An 18,197-nucleotide genomic window follows, 5' to 3' on the forward strand; every position below is an offset into this window, starting at 1 on the left:
GACTATTCTTAATGTAGTTCTAACTTTACTTCGATTTTCTTACCGACATACCATAAAATAAAAATACCAATCGCTACAATGACTGATTTCACCGGGTTATGAATAAATGACATTAAATCATGACCGATATACGTTAAAATAAAAATCATCACAAGTTTTCCGAATGCTAACGCTAGACCAAACTGTTTTACACTAATTCGGGATAAACCAGCGACAACATTTATGAGCGCTGACGGTGTAAACGGAAAACAAAATATAACAAAAATCGGTGCGAATCCTTTCCTTTCAATCCACCCCATTGCTTTTCGTACTCTCTCATGCTTATTTACAAACGAAAAGAAACGACTGCGACCAAAATGGCGGATGATGAAAAAGACAAGTAATGCACCCATTACTGATCCAAGCCATGAATAAAGAAAACCGATCCAAAAGCCAAATGCAACAGCATTCGCCAGTACAAATACGATAAGCGGTAATGCTGGAATCAACGCCTCTATCATCGGTAAACCAATACCAAGAAGTGGTCCGAACGCTTTATAACTCTCAACAATATGATCCATATTTTCTGGTGAAAAATACTCTTTGATTGTCTGAAAATCCATTCTACACTTTACCCCTTTACTCTAAATACTATCCCTACTGTATCATCGCTTATATGAAAGAGGAAATGGTAGATACGACATATGGAGATGCATTTATTAAAGTTTCCATATCTTTCATAAGAATTCCTTCATTATTTAGCTATGATAATCTATCAATATTCGACAGGACATGTCGTTCGTTTTGTTATTTAGATGGTTTTCCGATTTTTTATCGGTAAATGAAATTACACTGGTGATTTTCTAAATATATCGCTTTATCTATACAGCCCGACCCCCACCTAACTTTTTTGCTTTCGCTGAATTTTGAGGTGGGGGTCTTACTGCCCACAAATAACGGGATAAACAAAAAAAGAATGGGGATTCCCCCATTCTTTCACACCTCGCCTTCTTTCACAAAATACACACTCTCATAAGCGGGTCTTAATGTTGATTCCTCTTTTTTATCAACCTCTTTAAAACAAGGGCTCCCTTGTTTTTTCCTACGATCTTCATATTCAGTACGTAATTTCGCTGTACGATTTTGTTGATTTTCAAAACTAGTTTTTGATATTTCTAATTTCACAGCAAAGCCATTTATAAATCTAATAATAAGATTTCCATCTTTTAATTCTTTATTACTTTCAATATAAAAATGAGACAACCAAGCGCACTCTTTTCTAGAGTAAGAATAGGTAGGGAAAAAATAAAGTTGATCTGCTGGACTAATCGCAATCGGTGCTTTATGTGTAATATGAGTTAACTCTTTCGTTCCTTCTTTTCTGCCTAAGAAACTAGAGCCATGCTTGCGGCAACTTCTTTCTATAATATCTAGAGGTTTTTGAAATACGAAAAAAGAATCATTCATTTCAACGACTCGCGTAACAATTTTCTTTTCACTTAGAATAACAGGAAGTAAGGCCATCGTATTTTTCGTTACAACATAATTTTCGACATAGCGTTCCACTTTACTTTCCATACTCCATTATCTCCTTTTTTCCATTTATATTAGCAGCTGCATATACAATTTTAGCATCTATGAAAAGGAAATAGCTTACAAGTTCCGCTTTTTTACAATTTTTTATCATTTATCAAACATTTGTTAAATAAAAAAAATCACGATATAGTAATGATTTAATTTTAAAGTTATAAAAACAGCATTTATACTACCTATAAATATTTATTATCCCTTCCTATTTTCACATCATGAAAACAATTAACTTTGCTATAATTAAAATGTAAATCCAATATATGGAGGGCCACTATGAAGGAAAAAGAGATCCAACCATCGATTCAAATGAAAAATAGCAGCGTCATTATCGTGAAAAACTCAGCTAGTATTATATTCGGTTTATTTTTCATTCTGCTATTCTTTGCTAAACCGTTTCGTAAATCAAAATGTCCAGAATGTAAAAAACGTGAGAAGAAAAAATCAGGGCAAGAACAATAAAAGGCCTTCCTTTATGGAATGCCTTTTTACATTTGTAGTATCATTTTATTTATTCTTCTTCACCCTAAAAAAACTATATTTTCTTTCAAGGTTCTCTACATCTTTTTTGATTTGTAATATGATCCTTATATAAAACATGAGAAAGAGTATTTGTACTTGTTACCCGCTTTTAATTTTTATTAAACACTTCAAATTTGTACATCTTTATCCATCACTAACAATTCGTTAATTAGTTAACTTTGTAATATAAGTTTTGTATATAATTTCATTCAAAAACACAATATATATAAGTGGCTATTTATAATTATATTGCTTTTTATCGAATTCCAAAAAGGAGCTGTATACTATGGATAAAGAAAATCTATTAAGTCAGCAGGTTAATAGCATTCCCTCAGATGCTCTGAATACCCCTAGTAAGGAACAAGAACAACTGTTAGAAACATCATCTCAAAACGTACAAAATTCCAACAACAATGCTAACAAAAAAGATGTTACTCAAGGTCTATCTAGAAAAGATTTCCCCATTTCAACAGAGAAAACAAATTTATAGTTATTTACTATCATACGCAGCAAATACTCTTGCTGAACTAACTCTTCTACAGAAACTACTACGCATTTCCGATAATTTTTTACCAGTTTTAACATAAAAAAAGAGATTTACATATAAAAACAGGCTCTGGAAAAATTTTCTCCACAACCTAAAAAAAGGATGGCATTAGCCATCCTTTTTTTTATCATCAACTATAAAATTATAGTTTGATTACGTTTTTAGCTTGAGGTCCACGGTTACCGTCTTCGATTTCGAAGCTAACTTTTTGACCTTCTTCTAGAGATTTGAAACCGTCAGTTTCGATTGCAGAGAAATGTACGAATACGTCGTTTCCACCTGGAACTTCGATGAAACCGAAGCCTTTTTCGTTGTTAAACCATTTTACTTGTCCTGTTACTGCCATAATTATTTCCTCCTAAGAAAATACAAATTTTAAATTTTTTAGTCTTCCTGTCTAAAAAAAGAATCCACACATTATCAAATACGAAACATAAACTAGTTCTCACATACTTTTTCTCGTTCGTTTTCAGCACTTGATAACATATGGATTGCTTAATTTAACTATTCAACTGACATCATCATAGCACATTAAAATAAAATGTACAATCTTTTTCTAAAATGGAATTTCTAATTTTTAGTATTTCTTATAAAATATAATTATCTCTATTCCAAATAAGGAGGAATTTATGAACAACAAAATTCCTAGAAAAACATTAAAAAGAATCGAAGAGGATATTGAAAATAATAATCTTGGAAAAGCAAGAGACAGATTGCACGGCCTCATCTTTACATACCCAAATGAATTACATCTTCGAAAACAACTCGGAGATATTTATTATACATTACAATATCCAGAAATGGCTGGACGTTACTGGTATCTAGAGGAGCATAAAACAGATATTATGCATGAATCATGTTTATTATTTGAAAAATCAATGGGAAATAATCCTCATCATATTGCACGTGCTTTAAAGTTTAAAGGCGATTCTAACCATATAAAAGGTTTGTATAAAGATCAATCTTTATCTTCAGTGCAGAAGAAAGTAGCAGAGGAGTTAATTTATGAGTATAAAGAAACATGGCAAGATAAGCTAGTTCCTTTTGGCTGTCTAGCATCGCTTGCTTGCCTTCTCTTTTCTGCCATTATTGGTCTATTTACTATTTGGAATTGGATTTTTTAATCACAGGGGGAATTTTCACATGTCAAACTACGCTAAAGAAGAAAGGCTAACAGGGGGAAACGTCTCAAACGTATATCGTTCTGAAAATACTGTTCGGCGAGAGTTAAAGCCGGGCGGTGAAAAGATTCATAAGCTATTGCAACATTTAGAAAACAAAGGATTTCATTATGCTCCAAAGTTTTTAGGTGTAGATGAAAAGGATAGAGAGATTTTATCCTTTATTGAAGGAGAAGCTGGCAATTATCCTTTAAAAGAATATATGCGATCTAATGATGTATTAAAAGAAATTGCAAAGATGCTTCGCCTTTACCATGATGCTGTAAGTGATTTTCCGTTATTAGATGATTGGAAACCGATGGATCATACCCCAAATAACATTGAGGTTTTATGTCACAATGATTTTGCCATATATAACATTATTTTTAATAATGAGAAGCCAGTAGGGATTATTGATTTCGATGTTGCTGCTCCTGGTCCAAGACTATGGGATATCGCTTATACACTCTATACTTGTGTGCCTTTAAGTAGAGTGTATTATATAGAATCCGGTGAAGCCGTTCATTATGACTCATCGCAACATGCAGATTGTATTAAAGAGAGAATGAATTTGTTCGTTCAGTCCTATGATAAAAATATGGATGAAGATTACTTAGGAATGGTGTTGCTTCGATTAGAAGGGTTATGTACATATATGAAACGAAAAGCGCAAGAAGGCGACTTGAATTTCCAAAGAATGATCGATGAAGGACATCTAGAGCATTATGAGAAAGATATGAAGTTTATTCGTGATCATAGGGCTGAGTGGAGTTGATTTAGTAATAAAGGAAAGTTAGTATCGTTTTTTGCCGACAACTCAATCTCTCTTTTCGAATCGTTTAGGAAATAACAAGGGGCACCTTTCAAAAAGGTGCCCCTTCCTTTTATTTCGTAAACTGTGCTTCTTCCGTAGACCCTTTTAACGCTGTCGTTGATGAAGTTCCGCCTGTAATCACTTGTGCCACTTCATCAAAGTAACCTGTTCCTACTTCGCGTTGGTGACGTGTTGCAGAGTAGCCGTGTTTTTCAGCTGCGAATTCTGCTTGTTGTAGTTCAGAGTATGCTGCCATGCCGCGCTCTTTATAGCCACGTGCTAGTTCAAACATACCGTAATTTAATGAATGGAATCCAGCAAGCGTTACGAATTGGAACTTATAACCGTAAGATGCGATTTCCTTTTGGAAGCTCGCAATTGTTTTTTCATCTAGTTTTTGTTTCCAGTTGAATGAAGGTGAACAGTTATATGCAAGTAGCTTTCCTGGATGCTCCTTATGAATTGCCTCCGCAAATCGTTTTGCATCTTCTAAATTTGGTTCCGACGTTTCACACCAAACGAGGTCTGCATACGGTGCATACGCTAAACCACGCGCAATTGCTTGATCAAGACCTGCATTCGTACGGTAAAATCCTTCTGGTGTTCTTTCTCCTGTAATAAATGCTTTATCAACAGGATCGATATCGCTCGTAATTAAATCAGCTGCATCCGCATCTGTTCTTGCAACGATAATTGTCGGCACTCCCATTACATCTGCTGCAAGACGTGCAGAAATTAAATTGCGTACTGCTGTTTGCGTTGGTAGTAGTACTTTTCCGCCTAAATGGCCACATTTTTTCTCTGAAGATAATTGATCTTCAAAATGCACACCTGATGCACCTGCTTCAATCATACCTTTCATCAGTTCGAATACGTTTAATTGTCCGCCAAATCCAGCTTCTGCATCTGCTACAATCGGTACGAAATAGTCTGTATCATCGCTTCCTTCCATATGCTGAATTTGATCCGCACGTTGAAGCGTTTGATTAATTCGTTTCACTACAGCAGGTACGCTGTTCGCTGGATATAAACTTTGGTCTGGATACATATGTCCAGAAAGGTTTGCATCAGCTGCTACTTGCCAACCACTTAAGTAAATCGCTTTTAACCCAGCTTTTACTTGTTGCATCGCTTGGTTTCCTGTTAATGCGCCAAGTGCGTTAATATAGTCTTCTGTATGAAGCGATGTCCAAAGCTTCTCCGCACCGCGGCGCGCTAATGTATGTTCAATATCAATCGATCCGCGCAGGCGAATTACATCTTCTGCCGAATATGGACGTGTGATTCCTTTCCAACGCTCATCTAATTCCCAGTTTTCTTGTAATTTCTCGATTCTTTCGTTTTTCATTTGTTCCATCCCCTTTTCATTTTTTATAAAATTTCATAACCCGGTAATGTTAAAAATGGTACGAATTCATCATTTCGAACGAGATTTGTAAACAAAGTTGTCGCCTCTTGGAATCTCCCTTTCTTAAAGGCTTCCTTACCAATCTCTCTTTCTATTTTTGCTAATTCTTCTTCTTTTAGCTCTTCCATTAATTCAAACGTAATATTACGACCATCATTTAGTTTTCCACCTTCATGACGAATCCATTGCCATACTTGTGCTCTTGAAATTTCAGCAGTTGCCGCATCTTCCATTAAGTTATAAATGGGTGCTGCTCCCCGTCCGCTTAACCAAGATGCAATATATTGAATACCTACGCTAATATTCATGCGAAGGCCCTCTTCTGTAATCGTTCCCACTGGTACATCTAGTAAATCGTTTTCTGTTACACATATTTCTTCACGTTTTCTAAAAATTTGATTCGGTGTTTTCATAATGTGATTAAATACTTCCATTGCAACCGGTACAAGTCCAGGGTGGGCAACCCAAGTCCCATCATGACCGTCTAAAGCTTCGCGCTCCTTATCAGCACGCACTTTTTCAAAAGCTGCTTCATTTGCTTCTGGATTATTTTTAATCGGAATTTGTGCCGCCATTCCTCCAATTGCTGGTGCATTACGGCGGTGACATGTTTGAATTACTTTCAAAGAATACGAACGCATAAATGGCGCCGTCATCGTGACTTGTGCTCTATCTGGTAGTAAGAATTTATTATGATTACGGAAACTCTTTAAAAAGCTAAAAATATAATCCCATCTTCCGCAGTTTAAGCCAGCAGAATGATCTTTTAGCTCATACAAAATTTCATCCATTTCAAACGAAGCGTGAATCGTTTCCAGTAACACAGTTGCTTTAATCGTTCCATTTGGAATGCCGATATATTTTTGAGCAAATACGAATACATCATTCCATAATCTCGCTTCTAAATAACTTTCCATTTTCGGTAAGTAAAAGTATGGACCGCTCCCTTTTGCTAAAAGAGCTTTCGCATTATGGAAAAAGTACAAGCCGAAATCTACTAAGCTACCCGACATATTTTTCCCATCAACTTGCATATGCTTTTCCTCTAAATGCCATCCTCTTGGACGTACAATGAGTACAGCTGTTTTCTCATTTAATCTATATTCTTTCCCTTTATCATTTTCATGTGAAATCGTTCCCTTTACTGCATCTCGTAAGTTGATTTGACCTTCAACTGCATTTTCCCAAGTTGGTGAATTCGAATCTTCAAAATCCGCCATAAAAAGATGCGCTCCTGAATTTAAAGCGTTAATGACCATCTTTCTATCTACCGGTCCAGTAATCTCTACGCGGCGATCCTCTAAGTCTTTTGGCAGCTTGGCAATTGTCCAATCCGCTTCACGTATGTGTTTTGTTTCTTCTAGAAACTTCGGAAACTCCCCTGCATCAATTCTCTTTTGTTTTTCTACACGTTTTTGTAAAAGTTCTATGCGGCGCTCATTGAAATTCTCATGTAGTTCCTTCAAAAAACTAAGCACCTCAGGTGTCAATATTTCGTTGTACGCTGGTAACATTTCTCCAACGAGTGTAACCCGTGAAGTTTGCGTCGACATATTAGCATCCCCTTCTTAAACTGTTTTATAACAGATTTGATTTCATGTTTTATATTATATAACAAATCTTCGGAAAAGGAAGTTTTTTTCGAAAATTCATTTCATTTTTTTTCAAAACGCCATTCTTTCGTGCTTTATTTCATACAAAAAAGGCCGCTGTTATACAACAACGACCTTTTTGTATTATTTTTAAATTTCACTTTGACTAGTTAAACTTTATTACTGCCCTTGTTCCATATCATGCAATATTGCTCTATGTAAAAACTGTGCGTATTGTTCTCTCGTTACCTTCATAGACGGACCGAATTTACCTTCTCCGATTCCCATTGTAATACCATTTGTTTGTACTGCACTAATTGCATTCGTTGCCCATGAATTTGCTGAAACATCATTAAAGTTATGAGATCCCTTGGCCTGTAAGTCAAAAGCATTCGTAAGAACTTGTGCCATTTCCGCACGCGTTAACGTCGCCTTCGGTCTAAAGTTTCCATTCTCGTCTCCCTGGAAAATTCCCATTTCCGTTAAAGCCAATATCTCCTCGATAAAGCTTGTTGAATTTTCATCAATATCTCCATATGGGTTTTCATATTCATCTTGTTCTTCCATATCAAACACACGGTAAATTAAAGCTGCAACTTGCTCACGTGTTACATTATCCCCAAAACCGAATATTCCATCGCCATATCCCAAAATAATTTCTTGTTCCGCTAATTCATGAATTGCCTCATATGCCCAATGTCCTTTTGGTACATCTTTAAATACAATTGTATTTGTTTTTTGCAACGGTGCACTTTCCGCTTTTACACTGTTACTCTCTGCTGAGAATAACACCCCACCCATAATTGTTAATGCTGTAGCTGTTTTTAATAATTTTTTGCTCATCAAATTATCTCCCCAATATGTATATGTTTTTTTAAAAATATACAGAATAAATGGTATAGTGACAATATATTTTTCGACACATTTCGTGACGGTTTTGTGAATCATATTACACATCATGTCTTTTTTATGGGGTTGATTATAAAGCTTATGTATAACATTAAAAATACAAATAAACGAATAATAATTCTTTTTTAAACAAACAAAAAAGCACAAATATTTCTATTTGTGCTTTCATATTTCACTCTATTTCCAATCCTCTTTCAAATGATAATTAATAATCGCATTATTAATAAACTGAGCATATTGTTCTCTAGGTACAGGGCGATTTAATTCATACATGCCATTCCCAGTTCCTCTTACAACATTATTAGATTGTAGCGCACTAATTGCATCTTCTGCCCAGTGGCCTTTTGGAATATCTTTAAATGTATGTTTTTGTTTCGTTTCAAAATTAAATGCTCGTTTTAAAATGACAGCCATTTCCGCTCTAGAGATTGGTGCTTTCGGCCTAAAATTCCCTTGGCCATCCCCTGTAAAAACACCACGTTTTGTTAACGCCAAAATTTCCTTTTTAAAAGTTGTTGTACTATCAGAAACATCTTTATATGGATTCGCTACTGATCCTTCTTCTTTTATCTCAAGTGTTCTGTAAATAGTCCCAGCTACTTGTTCACGTGTTATAAGATCACCAACACCATACTTCCCGTTTCCATACCCTAATATAATTTTATGATATGCTAAATCCATAATAGCATCATATGCCCAAAATCCGTATGGAACATCTTCAAACACAATCATTTGTGGATACTCTTCCGCTTTTACAGGCGTCACATTCGTCCCTGCAAATATACCTCCTGCCATTGTCGCAATCATCATTACACCCAATATTTTTTTCTTCATTATCCTCTCTCCCTATTTCATTCAAATAAAATGAATTTCATTGTTTCAGGAGTACTCTTTTTTGGTGAATGTAAGATAAAATGCAAATCTTCTAGAAGAAATATTTCCACTTCCTTTCTGCTTTATGCCTCCTTCTTTCTTTTTCAAAAAGGAAGTTGTCACCTCTAAGGTGTTATGTACTAAAACATTCTACAATCTCTTTATAAACTCCTTTTCACTTTACAACTTCCCTTTATTGGCGCGTAAAGGAAATACCTAATGGAGGTTACTATATTCATGATTTATATTTCAGAGTTAGCATTCCCCTTCACTGATAACTCGCCTTCTCTTCCCTTGCGAAAAGTTAGTGCCATCCCTACAAATATAAGGATAATCCTTATTACTTGCATCTAAATCCGGTCTAATAGTTTGGCAACAGCAGGATCTAAAAACACTAATACAGAAATAATTCTCGTCGATAAACCTCTTACACTGTCAAAAAACAAGTAATATACAAATCTAGTATGTATAAATCATCGCCTTGAAAATGCCCGAAGTCTATGAATAGTAGCAATAAAAAAAGCATCCTTTTTTATTAAAAGAGGATGCTTTTTTTATATTTATTAACACTCAAATATGCTACTACTTTTGAAGAGTAAATTGGGCAACTATTTGTTTTAATTTTCCTGCTGCGTTATGCATATGTTCAATTGAAACCGAAATCTCTTGAACAGATTTTTCTTGCTGTTGAATAGACTCTTTTACCCTATCAGTTCGGTCAGATGATCTTTGGGAAATTTGAGCCATGTCTTCTGCAGAAGCCGAGATTTCCTCACTACTCGCTGCAATTTCATCTGTAGACATAGATACCGTTTGAATTTGCTCAGATACTTGTTGTACTTTTTCTGTAATTGTTCCAAATACTTTTTCTGTGTGCATTACTACTTGTGTACCTGCCTGTACCTCATTATCTACTTTCCCCATCATATGTACCGTATGGTTCGTTGTTCCCATAACTTGAGTAATAAGATTCTCAATTTGTTTTGCAGAATCACTAGATTGTTCTGCTAATTTCCGCACTTCATCTGCCACAATTGCAAATCCTCTACCACTTTCACCAGCACGTGCAGCCTCAATTGCGGCGTTTAATGCTAATAAGTTAATCTGAGAGGTAATACCTTGCATTACATCAATGATTTTAACAATTTCTTCTGATTGTTCTTTCATAGTCTCTACTTGTTTCACACCGCTATGTACCGAATTTTGGATTGTATCCATCTGTTGAATCATTTGTTTCATTAATTTGTTACCACTCTCTGCATCTAATGCTGATTGAGCAGATAATTCATTTACAGAGGATGATGTATTGACTATACTCTGCATTCCTTGTGTCAACTCTTCCATCGCACCCGCAGTTTGTTCCATTGCTTGCATTTGACTCTCTGCACCATTTGCGACTTCTTCAATATCCATAGTGATTTTTTTTGCTGCACTACTAGATACTTCTGACGCAGATGCTACTCCGTCTGCATATTGGAATAGAAGCTGAATATTATTCTCTACTTCTTGCATATTTGTTCTTAGCCCTGCAATCATCTCATTAAAATTACTTACTAATACACCTAATTCATCCTTAGCAGTATAATCACCATGTACAGTTAAATCTCCTTCTTTCGCTCTTTCCATCATACGACTAACCGTTTGTAAAGGAGCAACTATAAGCTTGCTAATAATATAACTTACTATACATATAACGATTGTAGTAACTACTACAAGAATGATAAAGGTAATAACGGAACGATCAATCATTTTTTGCGAATCTTTAAATACTTGGTCAGCTAAATTTGAAACATACGATTCTAGATCCACTGCATAACCAGCTAACTCTATTCCCTTCGGTTTTAATTCCTTCTGAAATTCATTTACCATTTGCGGCTCGTTTGTTGCCTTCGCCTTTTCAAATAATTTCTTATATGTATCTTTATAACTTGGTAAAGATTTCTTCATCTTCTGAAACAGTTCATCCTCTTGCTTACTTAAATTAAAACCATCATCATATTCTTTTAATAAAGAATCATATTTTTTAAGATCCTTTTCAATATTATTAATTATTCCCTCTTTATTTGCCACTTCATTTTGTGATGCCGTAATTAACTCTAATAAGTTATATTCTAGTGAATTTTGTGTGCGAAGCATTCCTTCTAATAAAATTGCAGAATATTGATAATCATCTACTACAACCTCTGTATCGTGCTTAATCTTATTAATAGAATTAATTGCTACACTGCTCATAATTATCATACCTAAAACTGCTAATGAAATAAGCGCTAATAATTTATATTTCACTTTTAAATTTTGTAAAAAATACATTTTTTCACCTTTATTCCTTTATATATAGATTTTTAGAATTTTATAGCTTATTATTTACAAAATCGCAATAAAAAGCAATGATAAATATTCCCAATATGAAACTTATATCTCTATAAAAAAAAGTAGCATAATAGCTACTCCTTTTTTCTTTGTTTCTCATATTGTTCAAACGCATGAATTCTTTCAAAAATTGGCGGGTGCGTGTATAAGAAAAATTTCACTAACGCAGGCGGATTTACTTGGCTTAAACTTGTTTTTGATAAATATTGAAAAGTTTTCACACCAGATTTCCCATCCTTCGTCATATTTAAAGCATATTGATCTGCCGCTCTTTCTTCTATACGTGAAACGTAGTTTGTTGCTGGTTGTGCTGCAAAAGAGAGTACAGAAGAAATTAAGAAAAATAAAGGTAAAATGGAGAAACATGCTACTTTTGAAATTTGCAATGTATCTCCCCATTTGCGAATACACATATTTATAATACGACTAATTAAAAACATACCTATAAACGATAGCAATACATAACTTGCAACGCCAAAATATATATGCTTCATAACATAATGCCCCATTTCATGGGCCATGATAAATAAAATCTCTTTATCTTTTAACTGCTTAAGCGTTGTATCCCACATTACAATACGGGCGTTAGGGCCACTTCCTGTTACGTAAGCATTTAATGCATTCGTTTTTTCTGACATATTTACTTCATATACGTGTTTAGCAGGAATGTCCGCTTTGTCTGCTATCGCTAAAATTTTCGTTTCTAATTCTTTATTTTTCAGCGTCGAGAAGTCGTTATACAGTGGATCAATAACGACAGGCTGTATGAATGTTAAAAAGATTGTAAATGGAACAGAGAGCGCCCACCCTGCTAGCCACCATCTCTTCGGAAATTTACGGATAAGCCATAATAGAACGGTAACTACGATTAACATAGTCGCATAACTTTCCCAAAAACCGATAACATGATCTTTTATCCAGCTTTGTGTGCTTTGCGTTGAAATGCCGTAATCAACGGACACTTTCCGGCCAATCCATTGCATCGGTAAGGCAAGCACTGTTGTCAGTAATGATAAATAAAAGAAATAAATCGCAACTTGCAAAACACTTATTTTAGTCGTTTCCTTCGACCATTTCTCAAACTTTCTTGAAATACCTAGCACAAGTACAAATAATAAAATAATCCATTCAAGAGGCGTCGCTAAAAAGTATAGTAAATTTTTCACGCGCGAATAATCTTGGCTTAGCGTAAGCTCTCTCGCACTCATAAACGTTTCTGGATCTGCACTCGTTCCCTTATACATGTCCGGAATAAGTTCATGATTCCATCCAAATAAATACCAATATATAAGTAACGCAAATCCAACGTACAAAAAAAGCGACCAACCAATAACCTTCCTCACGCTATTCCCTCCTCTATGCTGCCTGTCTATTATTATTGTAAGTTCGTACACGCTAAATTAGAACAAGCTTATTATGCGAATTGCTCGAGATCCTTTTATTTACATAAAAAAACTCTTCTACATAAGAAGAGTTTTCCCTATCTTTAAACACTTTCTTTAGTTCATAATCCGGAATAAAGATCGCACGTACAAACCAACACACGTACCCTACTTGCTTTTTAGATAACATAAAAAACCTCTTTAAGGAAGTACATCTATTAATAAACTAAAATCTTGTAAAGAGAAAGAACTATATTTCATAATACCCTGTACAGCTAAAAGTAAAACAAGACCGATCACACACATATAGTTAACGCTTTCTTCATTCTTTTTTTCAGTAACGACTCCACCACTTATACATAAAATCCCCAACAAATGGAGCGCTAAATACATGAAAAAATAAGCTTCCTCCCAGCGCAAAATAACATTCACTGTCGTTATTAACACTAGACTAAGTAAAATCAAATAAAAAAACTTATTTGATGATATCATTTCATTCATATAATTTTATACACCCCTTTCAAATTTCGAATTAATGATGTTTCAAAGCTATAAAGTAAATGATTGTTTTTATACCATAAAACAAAAGGAAAGCCACCATTACTTTCTCGAATACTTTATGAATCCACATATACTTCTCTTCATTCTTTCTGAAGATGCGCTTCATCATTTCTTCTACAATTAGACCAAATATTAGTAAAACCCCGAACACAATAAGAAGAGAAATAATATTTCCTTTTAAATGAGTACTAGAAAATAAGTAATACTCTGGAAACACAATCGTATCTACTACCGGTTGAAGCCAATGAAAAACGCTTTTATCACACATATCTGTAATAGACGTAGCATCTATAATGGCTTTTAATATTTTTTCAACCGTCTTCTTCATCTCATTTATTCCCGACTACATCTGAAAAGCTCTTTTCCTGCTCTGCATATATAACTGGCACTTCTTTACTCCAATATTTACGATTAACAAATAAAAAGATAAGTACTAAGTTTAATCCTGTTATAAAAATAATAAGTCCAGGAAAGAATGTCGTATAATTTGAGAAATCGGCAAAACTCATAATTTTTTCTCTACTTATTAGAAAAGACGCACCTATTACAAATGCATTGTTTAACATATGTATTGCAATTGGCATGAGTAAACTTTTCGTACGAATATATACGATTGACAGTACGATGCTGAATATGGCTGCACCGAGGAAATCAACATGTAACAACGCAAACAATATTGCTACAGCGATGATTGCTATGCTCGTTCCCCATTTTGTTGCAAAGCGTTGAAGTAAAAATCCGCGAAAAACAAACTCCCCGATAATTGGTGCGATGAATACAACCATAATGACTTGATATACATATCCCCCAGTACTATCTATAATCGGTTCATGCAGGGCGTTCATAATAAAGTCCGGTGTAATCCATGCAAAACTATACATATACAAAATAAGATACCCGTAACTAAACATGCATAACATAACCGTAATGTATAAAACTTGTACCAAGTTAAATGTTTCATTTTTATTAACAAATAATGAAAATGAAATGTGGTGCTTTCTATACTCATAAGAAATCCATACGATCGGAAGGATATAGAATATAAGGATATTTATAAAAGAAGAATTTTGTATATGAAATATACTTGTTAGCAAATCGCCACTACTTCTCGCTATTAAAATTAATAGTGCAAATACAATTAAAAAATATCTAGCTCGCATCACTTGAAACGGGTTCACACTCATCTCCTCCCCTATGTTACTTTTATCATATCATTTGATTCTTAATTTTTTGCGAAAGAAAACCTTAAAATTTCCTTAAAAATTCCATAAGTTACAAAATGATGATATGATATTCGAGAAAATTAGGAGGGATATTTATGTACCAAGCAAATATTTTACTCGTTGATGATGAAACAGCAATTTTACAATTACTAACTACCATTCTTGAAAAAGAAGGCTTTTCTCATATTACAACTGCAACATCAGCTGAAATAGCTTTATCTCTAATTAAGCAAAACAATTACGATTTAATTATTTTAGATGTAATGCTTCCTGGACAATCTGGTTTTGATATTTGTCCAATCATTCGCCAACAAACAGATTGTCCAATTTTCTTCCTATCAGCAAAAGCATCTGATTTAGATAAAATATCCGGATTTTCATACGGTGCAGATGATTATATTACGAAACCATTTAATCCATTAGAAGTAGTAGCACGTATGAAAGCACAGCTTCGGAGACATATGAAACAAACCGTACCACACGAACAAAAACCACACTCAATTTCATTTGGAAGATTTGAAATTGATCAGCACTCTGCAGAACTAACAGTAGATGGGCACATTGTCGAATGTTCTGCTCAACTCTTTCAACTACTACTCTTCTTTTGCGAGAATCCGAACTACGTATTTTCGAAAGAGGAAATATATGAAAAAGTTTGGGGAGCACCTGCCTATAATGGCGATGACAACACTGTTATGGTCCACATTCGAAAACTACGTGAAAAAATTGAACACGATCCAAGTAAACCAGAATATATAAAAACCGTTCGCGGGCTTGGTTATAAGTTCGTTACAAAGTAGGGTGACGATATGAATTTTAATAAACGACTTATTATTCAATTTATCATGCAACACGTTTTTGTTTTAGTTACATTACTTATCGCTGTAGTTGCTGCTTTTACTTATTTAATTTTTCTTCTTACTAGTACTTTATACGAACCTAACATTCCAGATTCTGATAGTTTTACAATTTCAAGATACATCTCTTCAGAAGATGGGCATATTTCGTTACAATCTGAAGTGCAAGATTTAATTAAGGAGAAAAATGATTGGCTCCAAGTTGTAGATGAAAACGGAAAAATCCTCTACCACTTTAATACACCAAATGATGTTCCGAATACTTATACAAAGACATCTTTAGTCGCATATATACAACATCATATCGAAAGTAATTATAAATTTACATATTGGGAAATTGAATTAGAAGAAAAGAAAGTACTTGTTATTTATGGTGGTATGTTAAAAAGCAATGCGTTACTGACAGCAATTCAAAAGGAGCACTCCTCTTTAACGACGGATTCGTTCACATTAACAGATCAAGAAAAACAGTTACTGTCTAAAGAAAAAGCAACAATTCAAATATTTAATCAAAATGGCAAAGAGGTTTTTTCCTATCCAACTGGAAAGAAAAAAACATTTTCAGCAATACAAATTGCCCTTAATGAAAAAGAACCGTGGAATCATAAAGAAAACACGTCTAGCTTTTACGATGCAAATAGTGGCAACCTTCTCGTTGTAACTGCAAAAAATGAGCACTACTATCCAGATGACGAAATTGAAGATGTATTTACTAAGAAGTTTCTCATCGGATGCGGATTAATCCTTCTTATCGTATTTGTTTATTTAGTCATTCTTTCTATTTGGTACGGTAATAAATTCGGGAAACCGTTATTACATGCGATGCGCTGGCTTAAAAATATTGCTGGTGGAAAGTATGAAGAACCTATTAGTAAAAAAGGAAAACCTGTCAGGTTCCGGCGATCTGGTAAAGAAAAATGGTCATTCCGTTTGTTTAGAGATGTAACAAGTTCACTAGAACACCTTTCTATTACACTCAAAAAAAATGATGCGATGAGGCAAGTACTTCAGCAAACACGAGAAGAATGGATTACCGGTCTAACGCATGATTTAAAAACACCACTTAGCTCTATATATGGCTACGCATTATTACTCGAATCGAATCAATATAACTGGACTGATCGTGATATTCAGCAATTTGGTAGTGTTATGAAAGAGAAATCTCAATATATGACGACATTAATTGATGATTTAAGCTTAACGTATCAATTAAAAAATAACAGCCTTCCTGCCCAACACGTAAACGTTGAAATCAATCAGTTCGTTCAAAAAGTGTTATTGCAATTTATTAACAATCCAACACTCCAAAATCAAAATATTGAATTCGTACCGAGCTCAAATAAAATTCAATATTTCATTGAAGAAAAATGGTTCCAGCGTATTATCGAAAACTTACTAGTAAATGCTGTAAAACATAATAACGAAACAACTACTGTCATCGTAAAATTATCACAAAACGCTAATTCCTTTACACTCTCCATTTCAGATGACGGAAAAGGAATGGATGAAAAAACGAAAGAACTTCTATTTGAACGATATTACCGCGGAACAAACACAGAAGAAAGCAACATCGGAACTGGACTTGGCCTAGCCATTACAAAACAGCTCGTTCATGCTCATAACGGGACAATTTCCGTTGATAGTGCACTCGGAAAAGGAACGACGATTATTCTTGTATTTCCGTTTCGTTCGTAGGAAAGACGCTATGTGGCGTCTTTTTTTCTTTTCTGGGAGAGTTTTTCGGTAATTGAAATTGTGTGGATCGTTTTTTTTGAGGTGTTTTAGCGGTATATGAAATTATATCGGCGATTTTTTGAATATATCGGTGCAACTCAAATTATATCAGCGATTTTTTGAATATATCAGCGCAACTCGAATTATATCAGCGATTTTCTAGATATATCGACTTACCGACAAAACTAACCTACTTCCCTACTATACAAAGTAAAAGTAAAAGTAAAAATAAAACTATTAACAAATACATTTCTAAACTGTTATACTATAAATAGAAGTATAAACTAACTAAGTTTTGCATAAAATGAAGTAGACGAGGTGCTTCCAACACCCCGTCACTGCAACTAATTACCGCAAGGTGGAAGGTTGCAACTAAAGCTTATTTGCGCTTAGAAGACTTCCCACGCTTCGCAGGCAGACGGGTGGTCTTCTTTTTGCGCTTTTTTGCCGTTAATTTCTTAAATCCAAAAACTATACCTTCTCTAGCTATAGTTTTTGTAATTTCCAACAAAATTTGCAAAAGAAATTCCATACGATTACACCTCCTCGTATGATTAAGTTAGGTTTTTTAGGGACGGGATGTACCTATAAACCCAAGAGTATCTATTTTTATGAGATACTTAAATTTGTAGATAGAGTGTTGCCGACCACCTCCTTGAATCTTTGTATTCGGTTGAAA

19 protein-coding genes and 2 pseudogenes are annotated in these 18,197 nt (G+C 34.5%); 6 read left to right on the forward strand and 15 right to left on the reverse strand.

Annotation, left to right across the window (positions count from 1 at the left end):
* Positions 1–8: 8 nt before the first annotated feature.
* The gene (locus CQ064_RS03740; RefSeq protein WP_000347515.1) at positions 9–602 is read right to left on the reverse strand and encodes a TVP38/TMEM64 family protein; all 594 of its coding nucleotides are present in this window, start codon (positions 600–602) and stop codon (positions 9–11) included.
* Between the two features lie 373 nt (positions 603–975).
* Positions 976–1,557, reverse strand: a complete 582-nt coding sequence (locus tag CQ064_RS03745; protein WP_000444444.1) for a competence protein ComK — start codon at positions 1,555–1,557, stop codon at positions 976–978.
* Positions 1,558–1,842: 285 nt separating this feature from the next.
* On the opposite strand from CQ064_RS03745, the gene CQ064_RS03750 reads away from it, so the two are divergent.
* On the forward strand, positions 1,843–2,028 hold the full coding sequence (locus CQ064_RS03750; RefSeq protein WP_000659558.1) for a hypothetical protein: 186 nt from the start codon (positions 1,843–1,845) through the stop codon (positions 2,026–2,028).
* 346 nt (positions 2,029–2,374) lie between these two features.
* Positions 2,375–2,578 carry a hypothetical protein gene (locus CQ064_RS03755; RefSeq protein WP_000356914.1) on the forward strand — a complete coding sequence of 68 codons (204 nt, stop codon included), beginning with the start codon at positions 2,375–2,377 and terminating at the stop codon, positions 2,576–2,578.
* 199 nt (positions 2,579–2,777) lie between these two features.
* Here CQ064_RS03755 and cspA read toward each other — a convergent pair whose 3' ends face one another.
* Positions 2,778–2,981 carry an RNA chaperone/antiterminator CspA gene (gene cspA / locus CQ064_RS03760; RefSeq protein WP_000301523.1) on the reverse strand — a complete coding sequence of 68 codons (204 nt, stop codon included), beginning with the start codon at positions 2,979–2,981 and terminating at the stop codon, positions 2,778–2,780.
* Between the two features lie 283 nt (positions 2,982–3,264).
* Here cspA and CQ064_RS03765 point away from each other — a divergent pair, with 283 nt between their 5' ends.
* Positions 3,265–3,759 (forward strand): DUF6584 family protein, encoded by a 495-nt coding sequence (locus tag CQ064_RS03765; RefSeq protein WP_001060338.1) that lies wholly within the window; start codon positions 3,265–3,267, stop codon positions 3,757–3,759.
* A gap of 19 nt (positions 3,760–3,778) precedes the next feature.
* Entirely contained in the window at positions 3,779–4,570 is a 792-nt protein-coding gene (locus CQ064_RS03770) for a phosphotransferase (RefSeq protein WP_000073784.1), read from the forward strand.
* A 109-nt stretch (positions 4,571–4,679) separates the two neighbouring features.
* On the opposite strand, the gene aceA is transcribed toward CQ064_RS03770, so the two are convergent.
* The 11 genes and pseudogenes from aceA to CQ064_RS03820 all read right to left on the reverse strand — a co-directional run bounded on the left by aceA (position 4,680) and on the right by CQ064_RS03820 (position 14,882).
* Positions 4,680–5,957, reverse strand: coding sequence for an isocitrate lyase (aceA, locus tag CQ064_RS03775; protein ID WP_000787341.1), 1,278 nt, complete (start codon positions 5,955–5,957; stop codon positions 4,680–4,682).
* A gap of 23 nt (positions 5,958–5,980) precedes the next feature.
* Complete coding sequence (gene aceB, locus CQ064_RS03780) at positions 5,981–7,570, reverse strand: malate synthase A (RefSeq protein ID WP_000107344.1); 1,590 nt, start codon at positions 7,568–7,570, stop codon at positions 5,981–5,983.
* 219 nt (positions 7,571–7,789) lie between these two features.
* A complete protein-coding gene (locus tag CQ064_RS03785; protein WP_113304420.1) occupies positions 7,790–8,557 on the reverse strand; it encodes an S-layer homology domain-containing protein in 768 nt (255 codons plus the stop codon).
* A 138-nt stretch (positions 8,558–8,695) separates the two neighbouring features.
* Positions 8,696–9,352 (reverse strand): S-layer homology domain-containing protein, encoded by a 657-nt coding sequence (locus tag CQ064_RS03790; protein ID WP_000727104.1) that lies wholly within the window; start codon positions 9,350–9,352, stop codon positions 8,696–8,698.
* A 281-nt stretch (positions 9,353–9,633) separates the two neighbouring features.
* Positions 9,634–9,914: pseudogene (locus tag CQ064_RS33980) on the reverse strand (EamA family transporter); the annotation flags it as partial.
* Between the two features lie 59 nt (positions 9,915–9,973).
* Positions 9,974–10,927 carry a methyl-accepting chemotaxis protein gene (locus CQ064_RS34495; RefSeq protein ID WP_404978304.1) on the reverse strand — a complete coding sequence of 318 codons (954 nt, stop codon included), beginning with the start codon at positions 10,925–10,927 and terminating at the stop codon, positions 9,974–9,976.
* Positions 10,922–11,701 (reverse strand): annotated as a pseudogene (locus tag CQ064_RS34500) (MCP four helix bundle domain-containing protein); the annotation flags it as partial. The gene CQ064_RS34495 and the pseudogene CQ064_RS34500, both read right to left, overlap by 6 nt.
* Before the next feature lie 134 nt (positions 11,702–11,835).
* Positions 11,836–13,104: a M48 family metallopeptidase gene (locus tag CQ064_RS03805; protein ID WP_001233322.1), complete on the reverse strand. Its 1,269-nt coding sequence runs from the start codon at positions 13,102–13,104 to the stop codon at positions 11,836–11,838.
* Positions 13,105–13,344: 240 nt separating this feature from the next.
* A complete protein-coding gene (locus tag CQ064_RS03810; protein ID WP_001004552.1) occupies positions 13,345–13,644 on the reverse strand; it encodes a DUF2101 family protein in 300 nt (99 codons plus the stop codon).
* Positions 13,645–13,675: 31 nt separating this feature from the next.
* Positions 13,676–14,032 carry a hypothetical protein gene (locus CQ064_RS03815; RefSeq protein WP_000754327.1) on the reverse strand — a complete coding sequence of 119 codons (357 nt, stop codon included), beginning with the start codon at positions 14,030–14,032 and terminating at the stop codon, positions 13,676–13,678.
* A 1-nt stretch (position 14,033) separates the two neighbouring features.
* Positions 14,034–14,882, reverse strand: a complete 849-nt coding sequence (locus tag CQ064_RS03820; protein WP_001067980.1) for a CPBP family intramembrane glutamic endopeptidase — start codon at positions 14,880–14,882, stop codon at positions 14,034–14,036.
* 140 nt (positions 14,883–15,022) lie between these two features.
* On the opposite strand from CQ064_RS03820, the gene CQ064_RS03825 reads away from it, so the two are divergent.
* Complete coding sequence (locus tag CQ064_RS03825; RefSeq protein WP_000283855.1) at positions 15,023–15,727, forward strand: response regulator transcription factor; 705 nt, start codon at positions 15,023–15,025, stop codon at positions 15,725–15,727.
* Positions 15,728–15,736: 9 nt separating this feature from the next.
* Complete coding sequence (locus CQ064_RS03830) at positions 15,737–17,479, forward strand: sensor histidine kinase (RefSeq protein WP_001010456.1); 1,743 nt, start codon at positions 15,737–15,739, stop codon at positions 17,477–17,479.
* A 418-nt stretch (positions 17,480–17,897) separates the two neighbouring features.
* Here the strand turns inward: CQ064_RS03830 and CQ064_RS33325 are convergent, their stop codons facing one another.
* Positions 17,898–18,050: a hypothetical protein gene (locus CQ064_RS33325; protein ID WP_000394943.1), complete on the reverse strand. Its 153-nt coding sequence runs from the start codon at positions 18,048–18,050 to the stop codon at positions 17,898–17,900.
* Positions 18,051–18,197 lie beyond the last annotated feature (147 nt).

This window comes from Bacillus sp. MYb78 (assembly GCF_002975115.1).
GTDB classification, from domain to species: Bacteria; Bacillota; Bacilli; order Bacillales; family Bacillaceae_G; genus Bacillus_A; species Bacillus_A cereus.

What these genes read in the sequence shown, in the direction of transcription:
- CQ064_RS03740 (WP_000347515.1), bottom strand. Translation starts at nt 602, where the DNA reads ATGGATTTTCAGACAATCAAAGAGTATTTTTCACCAGAAAATATGGAT.
- CQ064_RS03745 (WP_000444444.1), bottom strand. Translation starts at nt 1,557, where the DNA reads ATGGAAAGTAAAGTGGAACGCTATGTCGAAAATTATGTTGTAACGAAA.
- CQ064_RS03830 (WP_001010456.1), top strand. Translation starts at nt 15,737, where the DNA reads ATGAATTTTAATAAACGACTTATTATTCAATTTATCATGCAACACGTT.
- CQ064_RS03815 (WP_000754327.1), bottom strand. Translation starts at nt 14,032, where the DNA reads ATGAAGAAGACGGTTGAAAAAATATTAAAAGCCATTATAGATGCTACG.
- CQ064_RS03750 (WP_000659558.1), top strand. Translation starts at nt 1,843, where the DNA reads ATGAAGGAAAAAGAGATCCAACCATCGATTCAAATGAAAAATAGCAGC.
- CQ064_RS03765 (WP_001060338.1), top strand. Translation starts at nt 3,265, where the DNA reads ATGAACAACAAAATTCCTAGAAAAACATTAAAAAGAATCGAAGAGGAT.
- CQ064_RS03790 (WP_000727104.1), bottom strand. Translation starts at nt 9,352, where the DNA reads ATGAAGAAAAAAATATTGGGTGTAATGATGATTGCGACAATGGCAGGA.
- cspA (WP_000301523.1), bottom strand. Translation starts at nt 2,981, where the DNA reads ATGGCAGTAACAGGACAAGTAAAATGGTTTAACAACGAAAAAGGCTTC.
- CQ064_RS03755 (WP_000356914.1), top strand. Translation starts at nt 2,375, where the DNA reads ATGGATAAAGAAAATCTATTAAGTCAGCAGGTTAATAGCATTCCCTCA.
- CQ064_RS33325 (WP_000394943.1), bottom strand. Translation starts at nt 18,050, where the DNA reads ATGGAATTTCTTTTGCAAATTTTGTTGGAAATTACAAAAACTATAGCT.
- CQ064_RS03770 (WP_000073784.1), top strand. Translation starts at nt 3,779, where the DNA reads ATGTCAAACTACGCTAAAGAAGAAAGGCTAACAGGGGGAAACGTCTCA.
- CQ064_RS34495 (WP_404978304.1), bottom strand. Translation starts at nt 10,927, where the DNA reads ATGATTGCAGGGCTAAGAACAAATATGCAAGAAGTAGAGAATAATATT.
- CQ064_RS03825 (WP_000283855.1), top strand. Translation starts at nt 15,023, where the DNA reads ATGTACCAAGCAAATATTTTACTCGTTGATGATGAAACAGCAATTTTA.
- CQ064_RS03785 (WP_113304420.1), bottom strand. Translation starts at nt 8,557, where the DNA reads ATGATTCACAAAACCGTCACGAAATGTGTCGAAAAATATATTGTCACT.
- aceA (WP_000787341.1), bottom strand. Translation starts at nt 5,957, where the DNA reads ATGAAAAACGAAAGAATCGAGAAATTACAAGAAAACTGGGAATTAGAT.
- aceB (WP_000107344.1), bottom strand. Translation starts at nt 7,570, where the DNA reads ATGTCGACGCAAACTTCACGGGTTACACTCGTTGGAGAAATGTTACCA.
- CQ064_RS03810 (WP_001004552.1), bottom strand. Translation starts at nt 13,644, where the DNA reads ATGAATGAAATGATATCATCAAATAAGTTTTTTTATTTGATTTTACTT.